Origin of the sequence: Kibdelosporangium aridum, assembly GCF_900176515.1 — a bacterium.
GTDB classification, from domain to species: domain Bacteria; phylum Actinomycetota; class Actinomycetes; order Mycobacteriales; family Pseudonocardiaceae; genus Kibdelosporangium; species Kibdelosporangium aridum.
Map to the genome: position 1 here is coordinate 606,716 of NZ_FWXV01000006.1, position 17,146 is coordinate 623,861.

Genomic DNA, 17,146 nt, shown 5'->3' on the forward strand with positions numbered 1-17,146 from the left:
CAGTTGAGTAGTCCTACGCACCCCTATTCGGGGGCCTTCACGCTGCCGGCACACCCCTGTTGAGCGGCAGTCTTGTCCTTGTCACGAGGAGGCAGGTGCGAGAGGGGACACGGAGCAGGAGGGAACCGTCCGGACGGGGGCCGGGCGGTGGCCGTGACCGCGGGTGCTTGCTCGGACCGTGAACCGCCCGGCTGGCCCATCGAGGGGTAGGGCCTACCGGGCGGTTCTCAGCGTTCATGCCCACCGCGTGTCCACCACTCCAGCACGCCGTGTCCACCGTTGCAGCACCCCGAGACGCACTTTCCAGCACACCGAGTTCGCGGCTAGTACTCCTCGGTCATCAGCTTCCCGAACATCTCACCTTGCTCGATCGCGTCGTCCAGCGCGTTGTGCGTGTGCTTCCGATTCGAGAGCAAGCGCTTGGGCATGGTCCCCTTGGCCACCCCGCTGATCGGGCGCCCGGCCCGAGCGGCGAAATACGTCTTCATGTCCAGGCACCGGGAGTGACCGAACGGGCTCGACCCGGTGAAGCGCATCACGTACCAGTACGTGAACATCCAGTCGAAGCTCGCCGGGTACGCGGTGAACACCGCGGCCGCGGGCCCGGAGACCTCCTTGACCCACGCCGCGAAGTCCCGCATCGCGCCCGCGGGCTCGGCGCCCGATTTGACCAGGAGGGCACGGTCCAGCCCGCTGACCGCCAACGCCTCGGGCACGAACTGGTCGCTGATCGGTCTTAGCTCCCGGTAGAACGTCTGGACCTCGGGATCCACCGGGGTGAACACGTCGCCGTCATGCCGCCCGGCGACGCACGCACCCAGCGAGATCATCGAGTAAGGACCCGGAATCGGACCGTCGGCTTCGACGTCGACTGAGATGTAGACACTGGCCTTTGCCACATGCACATTTTCCCGCGACTACCCTGGTGGTGATACCCACGACATGCCTGGGAGTGCCGTACCCGTGTTCGACACCCTTTCCGACCGGCTCACATCGGTCCTGCAGAACCTGCGTTCCAAGGGGCGACTGACTGACGCGGACATCGACTCCACCGCGCGCGAGATCCGCATCGCGCTGCTGGAGGCCGACGTCGCGCTGCCGGTCGTGCGTGCGTTCATCGCGCAGATCAAGGAGCGCGCGAAGGGTGCGGAGGTCTCCGCGGCGCTCAACCCCGCGCAGCAGGTCGTCAAGATCGTCAACGAGGAGCTCATCGCCATCCTCGGCGGGGAGACCCGCAGGCTGCAGTTCGCCAAGCAGCCACCGACCGTGATCATGCTCGCCGGTCTGCAGGGCTCCGGTAAGACCACGCTCGCGGGCAAGCTGGCCCGCTGGCTGAGGGAGCAGAACCACGCGCCGATGCTGGTCGCGTGTGACCTCCAGCGGCCCAACGCGGTCACCCAGCTGCAGGTGGTCGGTGAGCGCGCCGGTGTGCCGGTGTTCGCTCCTGAGCCTGGCAACGGCGTCGGCGACCCGGTCGACGTCGCCCGCCGGGCCATCGACGAGGCCAAGCGTGCCCAGCACGACGTGGTCATCGTCGACACCGCCGGCCGGTTGGGTGTCGACGAGGAGCTGATGAAGCAGGCCGCCGACATCCGGGACGCGGTCCAGCCCGACGAGGTCCTGTTCGTCGTCGACGCGATGATCGGTCAGGACGCGGTCACCACGGCCGAGGCGTTCCGCGACGGCGTCGGCTTCTCCGGTGTCGTGCTCACCAAGCTCGACGGTGACGCCCGCGGTGGTGCCGCGCTGTCGGTCCGGCACGTCACCGGCCAGCCGATCATGTTCGCGTCCAACGGCGAGAAGCTCGAGGACTTCGACGCGTTCCACCCCGACCGGATGGCCAGCCGCATCCTGGGCATGGGTGACGTGCTGTCGCTGATCGAGTCGGCCGAGAAGGTCTTCGACCAGCAGCAGGCCCAGCAGGCGGCGGAGAAGCTCACCGCGGGCCAGCTCACCCTGGAGGACTTCCTCGAGCAGATGCTCGCGGTGCGCAAGATGGGCCCGATCGGCAACCTGCTCGGCATGCTGCCCGGCGGCGCGCAGATGAAGGAAGCCGCGGCCAACATCGACGACAAGCACCTGGACCGGCTGCAGGCGATCATCCGCGGTATGACCCCGGCGGAACGGGCCGACCCCAAGATCATCAACGCTTCCCGCCGTGCGCGCATCGCCACCGGCTCCGGTGTCCGGGTCGCCGAGGTCAACGACCTGGTGAACCGGTTCTTCGAGGCCCGCAAGATGATGCAGCAGATGGCCGGCCGGTTCGGCTTCGGCGGCGGTGGCGGCGGGATGAGCCGCAAGCAGAAGAAGGACGCGCGCAAGAAGGGCCGCAAGGTCAAGGGCAAGGGCAACCTGCCCGCGCTGCCCGGCTTCCCACAGGGCGCGCCGGACCTGTCCAAGATGCCGCCCGGCCTCAACCAGCTCCCGCCCGGCCTCTCCGGTCTTGACCAGCTGCCGCCCGGCTTCGACCCGTCCAAGCTGAAGTTCCCGAAGAACAAGGACAAGTGACCGCGCTGCACCTGCGGGGAGTCGTGCTCCCCGGCGAAGAGACCCGTGACCTCTGGGTGGTCAACGGCCGGATCCGGTTCACGCCGGTGCCGCACGCGGAAACGGTGGTCGACGGCGGGTTCCTGGTGCCTGGGCTGGTGGACGCGCACTGCCACATCGGGATCTCGCCGTCGGGCAACCCGACCCTCGAGGAAGCAGCCGAGCAGGCCGAGATCGACCGTGACAGCGGCGCGTTGCTCGTACGTGACTGCGGCTCGCCGATCGACACCAGGCCGTTGCAGGAACGCCTCGACCTGCCGCGGATCGTCCGCGCGGGCAGGCATATCAGCAGGCCCAAGCGCTACATCCGGTATCTCGGCGTCGAGCTCGAAGACCCTTCGCAACTGCCGGACGCCGTGGCCGAGCAGGCCGCGTACGGCGACGGCTGGGTGAAGCTCGTCGGTGACTGGATCGACCGGTCTGTCGGCGATCTGGCGCCGCTCTGGCCGGACGACGTACTGGCCAAGGCCATCAAGGTGGCCCACGACGCCGGCGCGCGCGTGACCGCGCACGTGTTCGGGGAAGACGCCATTCCAGGCCTGCTCGCGGCCGGAATCGACTGCATCGAGCACGGCACCGGGCTGACCGCGGACACCATCGCGACGATGGCCTCGTCCGGCGCGGCGCTCGTGCCGACGCTGATCAACATCGAGCTCTTCCCTGACCTCGCGGCGAATGCGACGAAATATCCGATCTACGCGGCGCATATGAGGCAGTTGCACGCTTCGGTCCGCGACACCGTGCGGATGGCCGTCGAGGCAGGCATTTCCGTGTACGCGGGCACGGACGCGGGTGGCGGTATCGACCACGGCCGTTTGGTCGACGAGATAGAAGCCTTGCACAGCACGGGAATGAGCCGTACGGACGCACTCGCGGCCGGATCGTGGGCAGCGCGTGGCTGGTTGGGCTATTCGGGTATCGAAGACGGCTCCGCGGCCGACATCGTCGCCTATCCGGCCGATCCGCGTACCGACCTGAGCGTGCTCCGATCACCCACTCGGATTGTCTTGCGTGGTCGGATCGTGCGGTGACACGCCGAATTGCTCGGTGACACGCCGAAACGCGCCGTAGTCTGCCAATCAGGCCGCGCGCACTTGCCGGAGTGCGCCGTTGATCGCGCTGTCGGAGGACGCCCGTGACACCACCACCGCCACGGGAGTCTGAAACAGTGGCCGCGGCACCGATCGAGCCGCCGCCCGCGCCGGACTACAGCCACAGATGGGGCATCGGCGCGTTTCTGCTCGTCGAGGCGGTCTTGCTGCTCTCGGCCGCGTTCATCAGCGCGATCCTGCAACCGAGCTCGTCGAACGAACCGGTCAGCGTGGCCACGATCGTGATCGGGTCGATCCTGCCGGTGCTGATCGCGACCGGGGTCGCGTTGCTGATCACGCGGCTGCGCGGCAACGGGCCCCGGATCGACCTGAAGTGGTCGTATTCGCGCGAGGACTTCAAGGTCGGCCTGAAGTTCGGCCTGATCGGCCTGGTGCTGACCACGGCGGCGGCGATGATCTGGACGAAGATCGTCGGCGAGGACAACGCCACGTCGGCCTTCAGCGCGTTGGTGGACAGCCGCTCGCTGCCGATCGCCGCGGGCATCGTGATGTTCCTGTACGCCTGGCTGGTCGGGCCGATCTGCGAGGAGATCATCTTCCGTGGCCTGCTGTGGGGTGCGCTGGAACGCCTCCAGTGGGGCCGCTGGACGGTTTTCGGCCTGAGCACGGCCGTGTTCGCGGTCAGCCACCTCGAACCGCTGCGGACGTCCCTGCTGATCGTGATCGGCATCCCGATCGGGCTCGCCCGGCTGTTCACCGGGCGGCTCGGCGCGAGCGTGATCGCCCACCAGGTCAACAACTTCGTGCCCGCGTTGACGGTCTTGCTCGTCTCCCTTGGAGTGATGGCCCCCTGATGGACCTGAACAGCGATCTCGGCGAAGGCTTCGGCGTATGGAAGCTGGGTGACGACGCGGCTTTGCTCGGCGTGGTGACGTCGGCGAACGTGGCGTGCGGCTTCCACGCGGGCGATCCGCGAACCATGCGGTCGGTGTGCGAACTGGCCGCGTCCCATGGGGTCGCGATCGGCGCGCAAGTGTCCTATCGGGACCTCGCCGGGTTCGGCCGCCGCTTCATCGACATCGATCCCGTTGAGCTGGCGGACGATGTGCTGTACCAGATCGGTGCGCTGTCCGCGTTCGCCTCGGCTGCGGGCGTGCGCGTGGCGTACGTGAAACCGCACGGCGCCTTGTATAACGCCGTTGTTCATCACGCTGAGCAAGCCGCGGCAGTGGTCGCCGGGGTCAAGGCATGGGGCGACATACCTGTTCTCGGCTTGCCTGGGTCCGCGTTCTTGGCGGCAGCGGCGGAAGCCGGGCTGAGGACCGTTGGCGAGGCGTTTGCCGATCGTGGCTACACGCCGTCCGGGACGCTTGTGTCGCGCCGCGAGCCAGGTGCGTTGCTGACGGACACCACCGCCGTTGTCGAGCGGGCTGTCCGGTTGGCCTCGGACCGCCAGATCGTCGCCGTGGACGGGACCGTCATCGACGCTTCGTCGGTCGAGTCCTTGTGCCTGCATGGCGATACGCCCGGTGCTGTGCAGCACGCCCAAGCCGTCCGTGCCGCGTTGGAGGCGGCCGGGGTCACGCTCGCCGCGTTCTGAATCCCGGTCCAGCCGGGATCTTTGCCCGCCAGTCGTGGGTTCTGCCCACTGGCGGGTAGGGATCCGCAGGTCCAAGGGTATGTGGATCACTCGTTTCGCAGAGGAGATCCGCATGTCGCTCAACCGACGATCCCTGCTGACCGCGTCCATCGGGGCGTCTGTGCTGCTTTTGCCCGGCGTCGCCGCCGCTGCATCAGAGTTCCCGCCCGTGCCGGGAATGCTCGGCGACCGTAGAGCCAACGAGATGTGGTACCAGTTCGACGAGGTCGCGTTCTACAACGCCTCGCAGGAGATCCAGGACACGTACGCGCGGCTCGCGGCGCATGTCGGCGTGCCGAACTTCGTCGACGGGTTCCGGGACGTCTGGCTCGACCTGAGCGCCAAGCCTGGCTACCCGGGCACCTACGCCGACTTCGCCCGGCCGGTCCGGCGTGAGCTGCAGACGCTGTCGACACTGCAGTTGACGTCGTTCGACACGTACTACTCGCCCAACAGCACCCGGTTCGCCGACGCCTTCGGCTGGTTCGGCGAAGGCGTGTTGTTCGACCCGCGCCGGGCCGCTCTGGAGCAGCAGGTCCACACCATGGTCCCGATCACCAACTACCACGGCTGGCACGCGTACCTGCGGGCGATGATGCTGCTGGGTATCGACACGGTCCGCTGGGCGCGTATCAACCCGGTGATCGGGTTCGCGTGGGCCGTGCAGGCCGTCGCCAACCCGAGCGCCAATACGCCCAACCCGTCGTTGCCCGTGGGGACGGTCAGCGCGTTGCGGGCATCATGGTTGCCACGGACGTCAGAACGCCTGGACCGTGACTTCAAGTCGATGCCCTACCCGGCCGAGTGACTTGAGTCATCAACAGGGGTGATTGTGACCGGGGCGGACTTGTCTGGCAGAATACTTGGCTGTCCGCTGTGGCTGGACCCTCTCACCACGCCATGGCTGCCATTCGGGCCTCGCCCCCGTGCCCCACGCGGGTCGCGCGAGTTCCACCCGTAGCACCAGAACGTCGAGGAGTACCACAACCCGTGGCAGTCAAGATCAAGCTGCAGCGTCTCGGAAAGATCCGGTCGCCGTACTACCGCATCATCGTCGCCGACGCGCGCAGCCGCCGTAGTGGCAAGGCCATCGAGATCATCGGCCGCTACGCGCCCAAGGAAGAGCCAAGCTTCATCGAGGTGAACTCGGAGCGCGCCCAGTACTGGCTGGGTGTCGGCGCGCAGCCGACCGAGCCGGTGCAGCACCTGTTCGAGATCACCGGCGACTGGCAGAAGTTCAAGGGCCTGCCGGGCACCGAGGGCACGCTGAAGGTCAAGGAGGCCAAGCCGGACAAGGCGGAGCTGTTCGCCGCCGCGCTGGCCGCCGCCGGCGAGGAGCCGGTGACCGAGGCGACCACGCCGAAGCGCAAGAGCAGCAAGAAGGCCGACGCCAAGGCTGACGAGGCCAAGGCGGATGAGGGCGCCAAGGAAGACGCGTGAGCTTCCTCGCGGACTCGCTCGAGCACCTGGTGCGCGGGATCGTCGACCACCCGGACGAGGTCCGGGTGGAGCTGGTCACCACGCGCCGGGGCCGCACTCTCGAGGTCCACGTCCACCCCGATGATCTGGGCAAGGTGATCGGCAGGGGCGGGCGTACCGCCACTGCCCTGCGCACGGTCATGGCCGGGATCGGTGGCCGGGGTGTCCGCGTGGACGTGGTGGATACCGACCACTAGCGCCCATGGATGTCGTCGTCGGCCGCGTGGCCAAGGCGCACGGAATTCGCGGTGAACTCGCCGTGGACGTGCGCACAGACTCGCCCGAGCAGCGTTTCGCTCCTGGCGCGGTCGTGGCCGCGCGGCTGCGCGACGGTACATCTCGGCCTTTGACGCTCTCCGCTGTGCGAGCACACGGTGAGCGTCTCCTCGTCTTTTTCGACGAGGTCCCTGACCGGACCGCCGCCGAGTCACTCCGTGGGGCTTTGCTCCTCGCGGACACCGACGCACTGCCGCCGACCGACGACCCCGACGAGTTCTACGACCACGAACTCGAAGGGCTCGCCGCCGTGCTTGCTGATGGGTCCCCGGTGGGAACCGTCCGCGAAGTGGTGCACAGCCCGGCAGGCGAGCTGCTCGCCCTGGACGTGGCCGGACGCGAAGTCCTGGTTCCGTTCGTGCGGGAAATCGTGCCCGAGGTGGACATCGCCGGGCGCCGAGTGGTGCTGGACCCGCCAGAGGGTCTGCTGGACTGAACCATGCGCATCGACGTCGTCACCATCTTCCCCGAGTACCTGACGCCCCTGCGTGCGGCCTTGCTCGGCAAAGCCATCGACCGTGGCCTGCTGGATGTCCGCGTCCACGACCTACGCGACTGGACCCACGACGTCCACAAAGCGGTCGACGACAGCCCATACGGCGGCGGCCCAGGCATGGTCATGAAACCCCAGGTATGGGGCGACGCCCTGGACTCCGTATGCACGGGAGACACGCCCCGGTTGGTCGTCCCAACGCCCGCGGGCAAACCGTTCACCCAAGCAATGGCCCGCGCATACGCCACGGAGTCACGCCTGGTCTTCGCATGCGGCCGCTATGAGGGCATCGACCAACGCGTGATCGACGACGCAGCCCGCAGAATGCCCGTCGACGAGGTCTCCATCGGCGACTACGTGCTCGTCGGCGGAGAAGTCGCCGTCATGGTGATGGTCGAGGCCGTCGCCAGGCTGTTGCCCGGCGTCCTCGGCAACCCGGCATCGGCGGAGCAGGACTCGTTCTCCGACGGCCTGCTCGAGGGCCCGAGCTACACCCGCCCCGAGGTCTGGCGCGAGTTCGCGGTCCCGGACGTCCTGCGCTCCGGCAACCACGCCGCGATCAACCGCTGGCGCCGCGACCGAGCGCTGGAACGAACCTTCCAACGCCGCCCTGACCTGCTCGAACGCCTCCCCGAGGACGCGCTGGACAAGCACGACCGCGCCCTGCTCGAGCAGCTGCGCACGGGGGCGATTTCGCCCCCGGCATGACGACCTGTCATACTTGCTCGGTTGCTGCTGTCGGGCCCTGTTTCCGACGCGCGCCAGAAAGCCCTCTCCCAGGTTGGCTCAAGGTTGTTCTCATGCCTGCCGGGAGACACGAAGAACACACCCGATGACGAGGACGGACACACCGATGAACACCCTGGATGCACTGGACGCCCAGTCGCTGCGTTCCGACATCCCGGACTTCCGGCCGGGCGACACCCTCAAGGTCCAGGTCCGCGTCATCGAGGGCCAGCGCGAGCGGACCCAGGAGTTCCAGGGCGTCGTGATCCGTCGCCAGGGCGGTGGCATTCGCGAGACCTTCACCGTTCGCAAGATCTCCTACGGCGTCGGCGTCGAGCGCACCTTCCCGGTGCATTCCCCGAACGTCGCCAAGATCGAGGTCGCCAAGCGCGGTGATGTGCGCCGGGCGAAGCTCTACTACCTGCGCGAACTGCGTGGCAAGGCCGCCAAGATCAAGGAGAAGCGCGAAACCCCTTCGGGCGCGTGACGCGACCGGCGCCTTCTGCCGTAACCTGGCGACGTGGTTAATCCCGTGCACCCCAACGCACCCGAGGATGATCCGGAACGTCCGGAAGAAGTCACCGGTCCGCTGGAATCCCAAAAGTCCGAAGCGCGTGAGCCCGGTATTTACGAGTCTCGGCGCGGACGCCCGGCGGACAGCGATGAGTCGGAATCAGGCAAAAAGCCCAAAAAGAAGAAAATGTCTTTTTGGAAAGAGCTGCCGATCCTCATCGTCGTGGCTCTTGTCCTGGTCTTCCTGATCCAGCAGTTCCTCGCGCGGGTGTACGTCATCCCATCGGGCTCGATGGAGGAGACGCTGCACGGGTGCCCTGGCTGTCAAGGTGACCGGATCCTGGTCGAGAAGGTCACCTATTACTTCACCGATCCGGCGCCTGGCGATGTCGTCGTCTTCAAGGGCCCGGGTCCGTGGGTGCAGAACGAATTCACCGGCGAGCGCTCAGAGAACGCGTTTGTGCGTTTTCTCGAGCAGCTCGGTTCGGTGATCGGGCTCGCTCCGCCGGACGAGAAGGACTTCGTCAAGCGCGTCATCGCGGTTGGCGGACAGACCGTCCGCGGTGACGCCGACGGCAGGGTCTACGTCGACGACAAGCCTCTCAACGAGCCGTACGTGTACTGGGAAGGCGGCGCGCCCAACGGCGACCAGCAGTTCGAGCCGGTGACAGTTCCGCCGGGCACGCTGTGGGTCATGGGCGACAACCGCAACAACTCGTCCGACTCGCGCAAGCAGGGCAACACCCGGCTCGAGGGCGTCGTGCCCGTCTCCGACGTGATCGGCAAGGCACAGGTGATCGTGCTTCCGCCGAACCGCTGGGGCGGCATCTCCGACCCGAACCCGCAGGCGCTGGCTTGGGCTCCGGCGTGGCAGCAGGGCATCCCGCTCGGTGTGGGGGTGCTGCTGGCGTTCCCGGTGTGGCGGGCTTCCCGACGGGTTGGCCTGGCCGTTTCGCGTTCGTTCAAGGGTTCCTCCGAGCGGGAGTAGCCCAGTGCCGGTCACCATGAGCCTGCGCCCGCCGCGCGTTCCGATCCGGCGTGACGCCGGGACCTGGGCGCTGCAGGGTGCATTGGAACGTCGCGGTCTGGGACCGGTCGTCGGTGTCGACGAAGCCGGCCGTGGTGCTTGCGCGGGGCCGCTCGTGGTGGCTTCGTGCATGCTGAAGCCCGGTGACGCGGCGAAGTTCGAGGACCTCACCGACTCGAAGCTGATGACCCCGGCCGCACGCGACCGGATGTACGACATCGTGCGTAAGCGTGCGCTGGACTACGCGGTTGTCGTGATTCCACCCGATGAGGTGGATTCTCGTGGCGTGGGCTACGCGAATCTGGAAGGCATGCGCCGGGCCGTGGCGTGGCTGAAGGTGCAGCCGGGATACGTGCTCACCGACGGTTTCCGCGTGTCAGGGTTCACCGCGCCGAGCATGGCGGTGATCAAGGGCGACCTGGCTGTGGCGTGTATCGCAGCCGCGTCCGTGCTCGCCAAGGTGACCAGGGACCGGATAATGGGTGAGTTGCACGAGGAGCTACCGGTCTACGGGTTCGACGAGCACAAGGGCTACATCACCGGCCGGCACCACGCCGCGCTCGGTGAGCACGGTCCGAGTGCCGTGCACCGGTGGTCGTACTCGAACGTGGCGTCTGCGGGCCTCAAGCACGGCCTGCGCCCGCCGCGCCGGGTGGCGCTGAGTGTGGCGGCGGCTGACGTGGTTCACAATGGGGGCTCCCCTCGGCAAGAGGCGGAATCAGAGCGAGGAGGAGCTCGGGTCGGATGAGTGCGGAGGATCTCGAGAAGTACGAGACCGAGATGGAGCTGCAGCTCTACCGGGAGTACCGCGACATCGTCGGCCAGTTCTCCTACGTGGTGGAGACGGAGCGGCGGTTCTATCTGGCCAACTCGGTCGACGTGCAGATCAGGGACGCGGACGGCGAGGTGTACTTCGAAGTACGCATGTCCGACGCCTGGGTCTGGGACATGTACCGGCCCGCTCGGTTCGTCAAGAACGTCCGGGTGATCACATTCAAGGACGTGAACGTCGAAGAGCTGGACAAGCCGGAACTGCGGCTGCCTGACGAAGGCCTGGGTTCCTAGCCGAGCAGGTGGGCCCGGAGCAGGTCGTTGAACTCAACCGGGCGCTCGATGTTGGCCAGGTGAGCCGCGCCCTCCAGGACGGCGAGCCTGCTGCGAGGGATGGCCGCGGCGATGTCCCGCAGGTGCTCTGGCGGCGTTGCTGGATCCTCGGAGCCCGCGATGACCAGCGTCGGCGTCGGGATCTCCGCGAGCTCGCCGGCGAAGTCCCATGACCCCAGAGCGGAACAGCAACTGATGTAGCCGTCAGCGGGCGTGTTGGCGACCATGGCGCGGATGGCGGCGCGCTGCTGTGGGTCGTCGAAGTCCTTGCTGAGCCAGCGGCCGAGCGAAAAGTCCGCCAACCATTCGGTGCCCTTCGTACGCACGTTCTCAGCGCGCTCAGCCCACGCCTCAGGCGGCGCGAAAGACGACGACGTACAAGCGAGCACAAGCTGATCGAGCCGATGCGGGTGGTAGCGCCCAAGCCACTGCCCAACGGCCCCGCCGAGCGACAGACCACAGAAGTGGGCCTTCTCGATCTCCAACTGATCGAGAAGAGCGAGGACATCGCCGGCTAAGTCAGCGATCGTGTACGGACCCGCCGGGACAGGCGACTTGCCGTGTCCACGATGGTCATAACTGATCACCCGGTACTCATCGGAGAGCGCGGCGCGCTGCGGCAGCCACATGTCGAGATTGCTGCCCACCGAGCCGGAAAGGATGAGGACGGGCGCGTCCTGCGGGCCTTCGATCGTCCGATGCACCTCGACGGGCTTCACTGAGCTCCCTTCTCCGCGCGCTCGCCTTGTCCGGGCCGCTAACACACTAGTGGCATCCCGCTTGCCGAGACACCCGCCAATCGAGCGCCTACCACACACAGGCGACAAAACCTCGCCCCCAAGATCGCAAATCCGCGAACGATCCACAACCAACCACTTATCCACAGCCCCATCCCCACCCTCTGGCCCCAAACCCACCCCACAGGAAAGCTGGAATCACCACCAGCCGACCACAGGGGACAACGATGAAGACCACGGCACCGAAAATGCCCAACCCACACCATGAACTGGGTCGCAAGGGCGAAGACCTGGCGGTGGCTTACCTGACCCACCAAGGCCTGGTCCTGTTGGACCGCAACTGGCGCTGCAAAGAAGGCGAACTCGACCTCATCTTCACCGACGGCTCGATGGTGGTCGTCTGCGAGGTCAAAACCCGTGCAGGCACAGGCTTCGGCGATCCCGAGGACGCGGTCGACGACCGCAAAGCCAGACGCATCCGCCGCCTCACCCACATCTGGCTGTCCACGTTCCGCATTCCGTGGTGCGAACTTCGCTTCGACATCCTCGCCATCACCTGGCCACCCCACGGCAAACCCCGCATCAACCACCTCAAGGACGCCTTCTGATGGCACTGGCACAAGCATGGTCGGTAGCACTGTTCGGAATGGACGGTCGAATGGTGGAAATCGAAGCCGACATAGGAAAAGGCGCGTCCAAGATGGTCATCGTCGGCCTGCCTGACGCGGCCCTCAACGAAGCCAAGGACAGAGTGCACGCAGCGGTCCGCAACAGCAATGAGGACTGGCCGAAACAGCAGATCACGGTTGGCCTCTCGCCTGCGGCCGTCCGAAAAGGCGGCTCGAGCTATGACCTGGCGCTCGCCTGCGTGATACTCGCCGCAGCCAAGGCTGTCCCGCCTGATCTTCTCCGTACCACGGTGATGATTGGCGAACTGGCGCTCGATGGCCGCATCCGTGACGTACGCGGCATCCTGCCATGTTTGTTGGCAGCTCGCCGTGCTGGCGTGAAACGCGCGGTTGTCCCCGCAACCACGTTGTCAGAAGGAGCTTTGGTCTCGGGCATGGATGTCTTGGGCGCCCGGGACCTGAAGAACGTTCTCGACTGGTTGCGAGGGAACGATGACGCTCTCGAAATGCCAGGCCCTACAGAGCCGATTCGTGCTCAGCGTTTCCCAGATTTGGCTGACGTCGTCGGTCAGCCTGAAGCGCGTTGGGCATTGGAGGTCGCCGCTGCGGGCGGCCATCATCTTCTTTTGGTTGGGCCACCCGGCACAGGAAAAACTATGCTCGCCCGGCGACTACCAGCCCTATTGCCGCCTCTCACACACGAACAGTCGTTGGAGGTCACAGCGGTGCATTCGGTTGCGGGGCTGCTGAAGCCAGAAGCACCGTTGATCACAACGCCTCCGTTCTTCGCGCCTCATCACTCGACATCGGTACCCGCCCTTGTAGGTGGTGGTGTCGGGCTCGCCAAGCCCGGCGGCATCAGTAGCGCTCACTGCGGAGTCGTCTTCCTTGATGAGGCGTGTGAGTTTGCTCCGGACAGGCTGGAATCCTTGCGTACCGCCATGGAGGAGGGAGAGATCCGTCTGGCACGCAGAGATGGGGTTGTGCGATATCCCGCGCGGTTCCAATTGGTTCTTGCGACCAACCCTTGCCCATGTGCTCCGCCAAGGGAAACCGAATGCTCTTGCCCGCCAAACACTCGCCGTCGATACTTCGCGAAGCTGTCCGGCCCATTCCTGGATCGGGTCGACCTTCGTGTCCGCATGCGACCACTGACCGCGATGTCCACAGCAGATGGGACTGAGCCCGAGAAAACGGAACACGTGCGGGCCCGTGTGTGGCGGGCGAGAGAACGTGCGCGACAACGTTGGGCCGAACACGGATGGACGACGAACGCTGAGGTACCCGGCCCATCCCTGTGGCGCGAATTCGCCTTGCCACGCAAGGTGACCGCACTTCTCGATCGAGGACTCCATTCCGGAGCGCTGACCGGGCGTGGAGCGGATCGGTGTCTGCGTGTTGCTTGGACCTTGGCGGACCTGGCTGAAATTGACCGGCCGGATGCTGACCATGTGGCGGCGGCGTTGGAGTTTCGTGATCGGAGGGCGGCCTGACATGGTGACGGATGAACAGCGGCTGGCGTGCGCCTACTTGCTCAAGGTGGCCGAGCCACCTGCGTACGCGTTGAGAAGGTTTGTAGCCGAGCACGGGCTGATCGCTGCCGCGGAGGCTGTGCGGGCGGGAGAGGTTCCTGATGCCGTCTCGTTGGAGACCTCGGCGAGACGACATATCGATACGGCGGCGGAGGATCTCGCTGCCGGGGAACGTGCTGGTGCGCGACTCGTGACGCCGGAGGATGAGGACTGGCCAGCCTGGCCATTGCTGCCGCTGACCAACGCGGCGGCTAGGGGGCTCAAGTGGGCGAGTGCGCCGCTGGGGCTATGGGTGCGGGGTAGCGTGCCGCTTGATGAGGCGTTGCAGCGTGCGGTTTCCGTTGTCGGCGCCAGAGCGGCCACTTCGTATGGCGAGCATGTCGCTGCCGAGATGGGTTATGGGCTCGCCAGTCGTGGCATGTCAGTCGTTTCTGGTGCTGCTTATGGCATTGATGGCGCCGCGCACAAGGGCGCCTTGAACGCCAACGGATGCACGATCGCTGTGCTGGCATGCGGCATTGATAAGGCCTATCCGGCCGGACATAGTCTGTTGATCGACCGGATCGCCGCCCAGGGACTTGTGATCACCGAGTACCCGCCCGGGACACCGCCAGGCAGACACCGTTTCCTCGTCCGCAACAGGATCATCGCCGCCCTTGGCATCGGCACAGTGGTGGTTGAGGCTGGTCAACGCAGCGGGGCTCGCAACACAGCGGCATCTGCTGCTGCGCTGGGACGCGTGCTCATGGTTGTCCCTGGGCCCGTGACGTCGGCGATGTCCATGGGGTGCCATGACCTGCTCCGCGATGGGCTTGCCACATCGGTGAGTTCGGTGGCCGAGGTGATCGAGTCTGTTGGCCTGTTCGGCGAAGACTTGGTGACCAGGACTGGCAGTACCGCACGACCCACCGACGGCTTGGACTCGGAGTCGCTCAGAGTCCACGAAGCCCTCGAACTCCGGGCCACGCATTCCGCTGAACGGATCGCTGAGGTCTCCGGAGTCCCGTTGCCCAGAGTACGTGCGGTGCTGCCGGCGCTTGAACTCACTGGCTTGGCTGACCGGTGCGAGTCCGGCTGGCGCAGGGCCAGCGTGGAGGTTTAGGTGCGCGCCAACGCGTTGCGAAGCCGGATACCGCTGAAACCGAGAGTGCTCGTGATGACGCCGTCCCAGAACTCCAGAGGTTGGCCATGATCCGCAGTTGGATGCCCGCGTCCTCGTGCAGGCGCAGAAGGTCACCGACCGGCTCCGGCGGCCCCAGCGGGTCAACCGGCACCGTCGAGACGCTCGCGTTCGGCACTGGGCTGCCGAAAGGCTGGAAATGCTCCGCTGGCAACCGATACGCGAACAACTTGACGCTCAGCATGCGCTCCAACCAGCGGTACTCGATGGCATGCACCCGATCGCCACCGCCCGGCCCGAGGATGTGCTCCCGGTCGGCGGCCGAGGTCTCGGGTGTCACCCACGCCATCCCCCGCGGACATTCGCGTGGGAACCAGTAGTCCGGAGCACGGTCGTAGTCCACTGCCCACACGTACGCGTCCGGCTGACGAGAGGTCGGCGCGACATGAGGAACGAAGCGGGTGATAGTCGGATCTTCGGAAAAGTGGAGCACCTGCCCAGGATCAGGTCGCATGCCCTCAGTATCCGCTGTCCTCAGTATCCGACGGTGAAACGTCGCTGGATGAACTGCGGGCGCTCGGCTTCGTCGATGAGGGCCATGGCGAGGTCTTCCGCGGAGATGTCGCTTGTGCCGTCTTCCATCACCAGGAGTTGGTTGGTGCCTGTGCGAAAACGTCCGGTGCGATCGCCGCTCTTGACCAGAGCCGCTGATGGGCTGAGGTAGGTCCAGTCGCGGTTGGACAGACGATAAAGGTTCAGTGCCTCACGGTGGGCGAGCACTACCTTGCTGTACTCGGGTGGGACGCCGAGGGCGGCCGGCAGCTGCTCCGTGAAGCCGTCGACGTCCACGACCTGCAGGCCAGGCTGGACCTCAAGACTGCCCGCGCCTCCGACGATGAGCAGCCTTGTCGACGGACGCCGGTCCAGCGCGGCCAGCAATGCCCTTGCGGCGCTGGGCAAAACGTCCGCGTTGGCGATGGCGTCAGGGATGTCGTCGCCCGCGTTGATGGCGTTGACGACCACATCGAGTCCTGTGATCGCGGTTGTGACGCTGTCCGCGTCGAGCACGTCAGCGACCTGCCAGGTCACTGCACTGGCGTCGGCCGGGATCTTGGACTGGTTGCGAGTGAACGCGCGGACTTCGTGGCCACGGCTTACGGCCTCCGCCACGATGCGTTGGCCGATCACTCCGGTTGCTCCGAACACACCGATTCGCACAGGTACACCCCAGATTGTCTCAACAGCATTCACTTATTGAACGCCGTGTAGTAACTGTACGGCCGATAGTATGCCAACGCTGTAGCGTGTCAACCGTGAAAGAGGTGGTGCCCTCAAGGCGCGAACGGCTGCGGGCCGAGACATCCCGTGAGATCAAGGCGATCGCGCTGAAGCTCATGGCCGAGAGCGGGCCGGATGGCATCTCGCTCCGGGCGATCGCTCGGGAGATGGGCATGACCGCCGGGGCCATCTACGGCTACTTCGCCACGCGCGACGACCTGATCACCACACTGATCTCGGACGTCTACACCGATCTGGTCGACCAGATGGAGGCCGCGCGAGACTCAAAACGTGAGGACGATGCCGGTGGGCGGCTACTGGCGTGGGGCGAGGCGTTCCGCGAATGGGCGGTGGCGAATCCGCAGGGGTTCCGGCTGATCTACGGCGACCCGGTCAACGGCTACCAGCCGCCGGAGGGCGGTGCGGCACCCGAGGCTGAACGCCGCGCATGCATTGGCCTCGCCGGACTGGTCGCTGCCGCATGGCCGGATGCCGAACCCGCGCAGTCGAACGTGAACCATCGCTGGTCGGACTTCGATCCATCCCTGGTCGCGGTGTTCCGGGAATCATTTCCCGGTCTCCCGCCCGCCGCAGTGGCACTCTCGTTGCGTGTCTGGGGACGCATGCACGGACCGGTGGCCTTGGAGATCTACGGCCACTTCGCAGCCCAGACCCAACACCCCGCGAAGCTCTACCGCGCCGAGTTGCTCGATCTGCTCGCCGCGTTGCGCATCCCGGTCTCGGGAAGGCGGAGCTAGATGCCTGGGTCGGCGGGACCGTAGTTGTCGCGTTCCCACTCGACGGCGGCAACGCCGGGCACGGCCATCAGGGTGTCGACCGCCTCGGGGGCGATCGAGCCGGTGACCGTGCCGAGCGCTTCGAAGACCTCGTCGACCAGCAGGCCTGCCCGCCGTAGGTCGTCGACCAGCCGGGGCATGTCGCTCATGCTCTCGTCGTCGATGGAGACCATGATCTTGGGCACGTCAGCCTCCTA

The 17,146-nt window shown here is 66.3% G+C and carries 22 protein-coding genes; 17 read left to right on the forward strand and 5 right to left on the reverse strand.

The window, feature by feature from the left end:
* Positions 1–323 precede the first annotated feature (323 nt).
* Positions 324–899, reverse strand: coding sequence for a 3'-5' exonuclease (locus B9C43_RS33240; protein WP_200825800.1), 576 nt, complete (start codon positions 897–899; stop codon positions 324–326).
* A gap of 64 nt (positions 900–963) precedes the next feature.
* Here B9C43_RS33240 and ffh point away from each other — a divergent pair, with 64 nt between their 5' ends.
* From ffh to B9C43_RS33305, 13 genes are all read left to right on the forward strand, one after another.
* Entirely contained in the window at positions 964–2,508 is a 1,545-nt protein-coding gene (ffh, locus tag B9C43_RS33245) for a signal recognition particle protein (RefSeq protein WP_033391505.1), read from the forward strand.
* The gene (locus tag B9C43_RS33250) at positions 2,505–3,578 is read left to right on the forward strand and encodes an amidohydrolase family protein (protein WP_033391506.1); all 1,074 of its coding nucleotides are present in this window, start codon (positions 2,505–2,507) and stop codon (positions 3,576–3,578) included. Before ffh ends, B9C43_RS33250 begins: the two co-directional genes overlap by 4 nt.
* Positions 3,579–3,715: 137 nt before the next feature.
* Entirely contained in the window at positions 3,716–4,453 is a 738-nt protein-coding gene (locus tag B9C43_RS33255; RefSeq protein WP_033391507.1) for a CPBP family intramembrane glutamic endopeptidase, read from the forward strand.
* A complete protein-coding gene (locus B9C43_RS33260; protein WP_084430735.1) occupies positions 4,453–5,199 on the forward strand; it encodes a LamB/YcsF family protein in 747 nt (248 codons plus the stop codon). Before B9C43_RS33255 ends, B9C43_RS33260 begins: the two co-directional genes overlap by 1 nt.
* Before the next feature lie 112 nt (positions 5,200–5,311).
* Positions 5,312–6,046: a hypothetical protein gene (locus B9C43_RS33265; protein WP_084430815.1), complete on the forward strand. Its 735-nt coding sequence runs from the start codon at positions 5,312–5,314 to the stop codon at positions 6,044–6,046.
* 182 nt (positions 6,047–6,228) lie between these two features.
* Positions 6,229–6,678 carry a 30S ribosomal protein S16 gene (gene rpsP, locus B9C43_RS33270; protein WP_033391509.1) on the forward strand — a complete coding sequence of 150 codons (450 nt, stop codon included), beginning with the start codon at positions 6,229–6,231 and terminating at the stop codon, positions 6,676–6,678.
* Positions 6,675–6,914 (forward strand): RNA-binding protein, encoded by a 240-nt coding sequence (locus tag B9C43_RS33275; protein WP_033391510.1) that lies wholly within the window; start codon positions 6,675–6,677, stop codon positions 6,912–6,914. The genes rpsP and B9C43_RS33275 overlap by 4 nt, the downstream gene beginning before the upstream one ends.
* A gap of 5 nt (positions 6,915–6,919) precedes the next feature.
* Positions 6,920–7,429 carry a ribosome maturation factor RimM gene (rimM, locus tag B9C43_RS33280; RefSeq protein WP_084430736.1) on the forward strand — a complete coding sequence of 170 codons (510 nt, stop codon included), beginning with the start codon at positions 6,920–6,922 and terminating at the stop codon, positions 7,427–7,429.
* Positions 7,430–7,432: 3 nt separating this feature from the next.
* On the forward strand, positions 7,433–8,194 hold the full coding sequence (gene trmD / locus B9C43_RS33285; RefSeq protein ID WP_084430737.1) for a tRNA (guanosine(37)-N1)-methyltransferase TrmD: 762 nt from the start codon (positions 7,433–7,435) through the stop codon (positions 8,192–8,194).
* Positions 8,195–8,339: 145 nt separating this feature from the next.
* Positions 8,340–8,699 (forward strand): 50S ribosomal protein L19, encoded by a 360-nt coding sequence (gene rplS / locus B9C43_RS33290; protein WP_033391517.1) that lies wholly within the window; start codon positions 8,340–8,342, stop codon positions 8,697–8,699.
* A gap of 33 nt (positions 8,700–8,732) precedes the next feature.
* Entirely contained in the window at positions 8,733–9,713 is a 981-nt protein-coding gene (lepB, locus tag B9C43_RS33295) for a signal peptidase I (RefSeq protein ID WP_033391513.1), read from the forward strand.
* Between the two features lie 16 nt (positions 9,714–9,729).
* Positions 9,730–10,500: a ribonuclease HII gene (locus B9C43_RS33300; RefSeq protein ID WP_051897337.1), complete on the forward strand. Its 771-nt coding sequence runs from the start codon at positions 9,730–9,732 to the stop codon at positions 10,498–10,500.
* Positions 10,497–10,817: a DUF2469 domain-containing protein gene (locus B9C43_RS33305; protein WP_033391514.1), complete on the forward strand. Its 321-nt coding sequence runs from the start codon at positions 10,497–10,499 to the stop codon at positions 10,815–10,817. The genes B9C43_RS33300 and B9C43_RS33305 overlap by 4 nt, the downstream gene beginning before the upstream one ends.
* On the opposite strand, the gene pcaD is transcribed toward B9C43_RS33305, so the two are convergent.
* Entirely contained in the window at positions 10,814–11,575 is a 762-nt protein-coding gene (gene pcaD, locus B9C43_RS33310) for a 3-oxoadipate enol-lactonase (RefSeq protein WP_143446762.1), read from the reverse strand. The genes B9C43_RS33305 and pcaD overlap by 4 nt on opposite strands.
* 245 nt (positions 11,576–11,820) lie before the next feature.
* Here pcaD and B9C43_RS33315 point away from each other — a divergent pair, with 245 nt between their 5' ends.
* From B9C43_RS33315 to dprA, 3 genes are read left to right on the forward strand one after another with little or no spacing between them, the layout of a single operon-like run.
* Complete coding sequence (locus B9C43_RS33315; protein ID WP_235038991.1) at positions 11,821–12,201, forward strand: YraN family protein; 381 nt, start codon at positions 11,821–11,823, stop codon at positions 12,199–12,201.
* Positions 12,201–13,715, forward strand: coding sequence for a YifB family Mg chelatase-like AAA ATPase (locus B9C43_RS33320; RefSeq protein ID WP_084430739.1), 1,515 nt, complete (start codon positions 12,201–12,203; stop codon positions 13,713–13,715). The genes B9C43_RS33315 and B9C43_RS33320 overlap by 1 nt, the downstream gene beginning before the upstream one ends.
* Position 13,716: 1 nt before the next feature.
* A complete protein-coding gene (gene dprA, locus B9C43_RS33325; RefSeq protein ID WP_143446763.1) occupies positions 13,717–14,856 on the forward strand; it encodes a DNA-processing protein DprA in 1,140 nt (379 codons plus the stop codon).
* Here the strand turns inward: dprA and B9C43_RS55900 are convergent.
* Positions 14,798–15,388 carry a DUF6886 family protein gene (locus tag B9C43_RS55900; RefSeq protein ID WP_235038992.1) on the reverse strand — a complete coding sequence of 197 codons (591 nt, stop codon included), beginning with the start codon at positions 15,386–15,388 and terminating at the stop codon, positions 14,798–14,800. The two genes, dprA and B9C43_RS55900, sit on opposite strands and share 59 nt — an antisense overlap.
* 20 nt (positions 15,389–15,408) lie before the next feature.
* On the reverse strand, positions 15,409–16,092 hold the full coding sequence (locus B9C43_RS33330; RefSeq protein WP_084430740.1) for an NAD(P)-dependent oxidoreductase: 684 nt from the start codon (positions 16,090–16,092) through the stop codon (positions 15,409–15,411).
* Between the two features lie 95 nt (positions 16,093–16,187).
* Here B9C43_RS33330 and B9C43_RS33335 point away from each other — a divergent pair, with 95 nt between their 5' ends.
* Positions 16,188–16,910: a TetR/AcrR family transcriptional regulator gene (locus tag B9C43_RS33335; RefSeq protein WP_235038993.1), complete on the forward strand. Its 723-nt coding sequence runs from the start codon at positions 16,188–16,190 to the stop codon at positions 16,908–16,910.
* Here the strand turns inward: B9C43_RS33335 and B9C43_RS33340 are convergent.
* On the reverse strand, positions 16,907–17,134 hold the full coding sequence (locus B9C43_RS33340; protein ID WP_033391523.1) for a hypothetical protein: 228 nt from the start codon (positions 17,132–17,134) through the stop codon (positions 16,907–16,909). The genes B9C43_RS33335 and B9C43_RS33340 overlap by 4 nt on opposite strands.
* Positions 17,135–17,146 lie beyond the last annotated feature (12 nt).

Excerpts from the sequence above, each read along its gene's own strand:
- B9C43_RS33265 (WP_084430815.1), top strand. The coding sequence starts at position 5,312 with ATGTCGCTCAACCGACGATCCCTGCTGACCGCGTCCATCGGGGCGTCT.
- B9C43_RS33315 (WP_235038991.1), top strand. The coding sequence starts at position 11,821 with ATGAAGACCACGGCACCGAAAATGCCCAACCCACACCATGAACTGGGT.
- B9C43_RS55900 (WP_235038992.1), bottom strand. The coding sequence starts at position 15,388 with ATGCGACCTGATCCTGGGCAGGTGCTCCACTTTTCCGAAGATCCGACT.
- B9C43_RS33300 (WP_051897337.1), top strand. The coding sequence starts at position 9,730 with ATGAGCCTGCGCCCGCCGCGCGTTCCGATCCGGCGTGACGCCGGGACC.
- dprA (WP_143446763.1), top strand. The coding sequence starts at position 13,717 with ATGGTGACGGATGAACAGCGGCTGGCGTGCGCCTACTTGCTCAAGGTG.
- rimM (WP_084430736.1), top strand. The coding sequence starts at position 6,920 with ATGGATGTCGTCGTCGGCCGCGTGGCCAAGGCGCACGGAATTCGCGGT.
- B9C43_RS33305 (WP_033391514.1), top strand. The coding sequence starts at position 10,497 with ATGAGTGCGGAGGATCTCGAGAAGTACGAGACCGAGATGGAGCTGCAG.
- rplS (WP_033391517.1), top strand. The coding sequence starts at position 8,340 with ATGAACACCCTGGATGCACTGGACGCCCAGTCGCTGCGTTCCGACATC.
- B9C43_RS33260 (WP_084430735.1), top strand. The coding sequence starts at position 4,453 with ATGGACCTGAACAGCGATCTCGGCGAAGGCTTCGGCGTATGGAAGCTG.
- B9C43_RS33320 (WP_084430739.1), top strand. The coding sequence starts at position 12,201 with ATGGCACTGGCACAAGCATGGTCGGTAGCACTGTTCGGAATGGACGGT.
- trmD (WP_084430737.1), top strand. The coding sequence starts at position 7,433 with ATGCGCATCGACGTCGTCACCATCTTCCCCGAGTACCTGACGCCCCTG.